This is a genomic window from Mesorhizobium sp. M7A.F.Ca.AU.002.02.1.1, assembly GCF_003998535.1.
Taxonomy (GTDB): domain Bacteria; phylum Pseudomonadota; class Alphaproteobacteria; order Rhizobiales; family Rhizobiaceae; genus Mesorhizobium; species Mesorhizobium ciceri.
The window spans coordinates 1-2,610 of sequence record NZ_RZPB01000805.1; the positions used below are offsets into that span (position 1 = coordinate 1).

Genomic DNA, 2,610 nt, shown 5'->3' on the forward strand with positions numbered 1-2,610 from the left:
GATCTGGCCAGGGGCGTGTCGGCACGGTGTCTGTTCGCCGGCCAGGCCGATCTTGGTTGCGGCGACTCCCTCGTATCGAACCCGAGCTTGGCCATGTCCAGCTTCCCCGACCTTCCGGCACCCTAGGCAGACTAGCATTCCCAGGAACACCAAGGCCCTTAAACGTTCGAGGTAGGTACGCTGTCCGACGTCGCCAATCCGGATGATTGCCACTTAGCCGAATGACCCGATGGCCATGGTGACCTGGCGTCTTGACGGTTCCACACTGAAAGTTCCAAGGGGTGGACGACATGGCGCGACGTTGGACGATCAATGGGCGGTTTCTTTCGCAGCCGACAACAGGCGTTCAGCGTTACGCGCGCGAGGTCGTGCGCGCTCTCGACACCTTGTTGGCCGAGCAGAACCCGCTGACCCGCGGCCTCGAGCTTGCACTGCTCCACCCTCCAGGGTCCGGAGACTTCCCCCTGGCTTGCATCGAGCGTCGAGAGATCGGCGGCATGAACGGGCATGCCTGGGAACAGGTGCAGCTCCCCTCATCCCTGGATGGCAGCGGACTGCTCAGCCTCTGCAACACAGGGCCGCTGCTTTCCCGCAAGCATATCGTCTGCGTCCATGATGCAAACGTCTGGAATGCCCCGCAGAGCTATTCATTTGCCTTTAGACTTCTTTACAGGAATCTGTTGCCCGCCCTCGGCAAGACGGCGTGCGGTATTTCGACCGTTTCCAACTACTCCTTGGATGAACTGGTTCGCCGCGACGTCATCCCGGCAGAGCGGGCTTTCGTGGCGCCGAACGGCCATGAGCATGCCTTGCGGTGGGAGCCTGAACACTCAGCACAGACGCGGCTGGCGGCCTCGCGGGAAACCGTTGTCCTGATCGGCAGTACCGCACCTCACAAGAATCTGGATCTCCTCCTGAACATGGCTGATCGTCTTGGCGAAGCCGGACTCAGAATCGCGATTGTCGGCATGTCGGATTCGCGCGTCTTTAGGTCAGGATCCGCCAGGACCGAAGCGCGAAACATCCACTGGCTCGGCCGCATTTCGGATGGCGAGTTGGCGGCCCTCCTCGGGGACTCGCTATGCCTGGCTTTCCCCTCGCTCACGGAGGGCTTCGGTCTCCCAGCCCTCGAGGCGATGGCCGTCGGCTGTCCTGTCGTGGTTTCAGACCGCGCCAGCCTGCCTGAAGTCTGCGGCAATGCAGCGCTGTTTGCATCCCCAGACGACCAGGACGCATGGTTCGACAGTTTCGTGCAGCTTCGCACTTCTCAGGCCCTGCGCGCTCAGATGATGGGCAAGGGAAAGGCGAGAGCCGCGGAATACAGCTGGAGGGCGACGGGCCTGCGTTATCTCCAGGCGATGGCGGCCGCAGACGGCGTCGATACGGAAACGAAGATCGTCAGGGCTCCCGAATTCACATGATCTCGTGAAGTGCCTGGACGGCGTCTAGCGATTCCAGGATCGCGCGGTCGAAGTTCTCTTCTGAAAAACGTCCTGCATTTCTGGCGCAAGCGCGCGGCGCAATGGCATGGCTATTCTCTTCGAACCGTTCCACTGCCTGCTTGAGGTGATCGACCGTTTGAGCCTTGAACAGCACTCCTGTCGGCTCGGAGGATGATCCTAGCCGCTGTACGATGTCGACGGCGCCGCCGCGACCGAACGCGACCAGCGGCGTCCCGCAGGCCTGTGCCTCGGCCAGCGCTATGCCGAAATCCTCGCAGCCCGCAAACACCATCGCCTTCGCCCGCGCCAGCGTGTCCACATAGTCTTTCCGGGGCAGGTAGCCCGAGAAGGTGACGTTGGGACCGGCAAGCGCCCGCAAGCAGGCTGATTGCTGCCCTTCGCCAACGATGACCAGTCGCCGCGACGGCATTTCGTTGAAGGCCCGGATGACAAGGTCGGTGCGCTTGTAGGGGGCGAGGAAGGACGCTGAAACGTAGTAATCGTCCTTATCCTCCACACAAGGCAATTCGCCCAGTGTGACCGGGGGGAAAACGACGCGCGCCTGGCGCCCGTAAATGTGCTGGATACGGGAGCGGACATAATTCGAGTTCGCCAGCATCAGGTCCGGACCGTGCGCGGTTCTCGTATCCCATGTCCTCAGGCGATGGAGCATGTAGCGATAGAGCATTCCCTTGGGGCCGAAACCAAGCCGTCCCTGCTGAAGATAGGAAAATTGTTCATCCCAGGCGTAGCGGACGGGACTGTGCACATAACACAGATGCGGCTGGTCCGGCCTGGTGATGACGCCGCGCGAGAAGGCGGCCGACGACGAGATCACCGCGTCGTAGCCCGTCACGTCGAATTGCTCGATCAGAAAGGGACAGAAAAAGAAGAGGGATCGATAGAATTTATGGACCATCGGTATCCGGTTGGCCGCAGACGTATGGAATTCCACGTCGTGGAAATATTGCTCCTTCACCTCTTGTGGCAGGAAATCGAAAAGCGTGAAGACCTCGGCGTTGGGGAACTGCTTGCAGATTTGCGCAAGAACCCTTTCCCCTCCCCGGAAATTCGGGCACCAGTCATGAACGATCGCTATCCTGGCATTGCTGTCGAAGCCGGGCCCCGGCGCGGCCGGCAATTCTTCGATGGATACATCGATCTTGGC

2 protein-coding genes are annotated in these 2,610 nt (G+C 60.8%); one reads left to right on the top strand and one right to left on the bottom strand.

Annotated elements, in window-relative coordinates; all coding sequences use genetic code 11:
* Positions 1-290 precede the first annotated feature (290 nt).
* Positions 291-1,421 carry a glycosyltransferase family 1 protein gene (locus EN879_RS31540; RefSeq protein ID WP_063170901.1) on the top strand — a complete coding sequence of 377 codons (1,131 nt, stop codon included), beginning with the start codon at positions 291-293 and terminating at the stop codon, positions 1,419-1,421.
* On the opposite strand, the gene EN879_RS31545 is transcribed toward EN879_RS31540, so the two are convergent.
* Entirely contained in the window at positions 1,414-2,604 is a 1,191-nt protein-coding gene (locus EN879_RS31545; protein WP_245478681.1) for a glycosyltransferase, read from the bottom strand. The two genes, EN879_RS31540 and EN879_RS31545, sit on opposite strands and share 8 nt — an antisense overlap.
* Between the last annotated feature and the right edge of the window lie 6 nt (positions 2,605-2,610).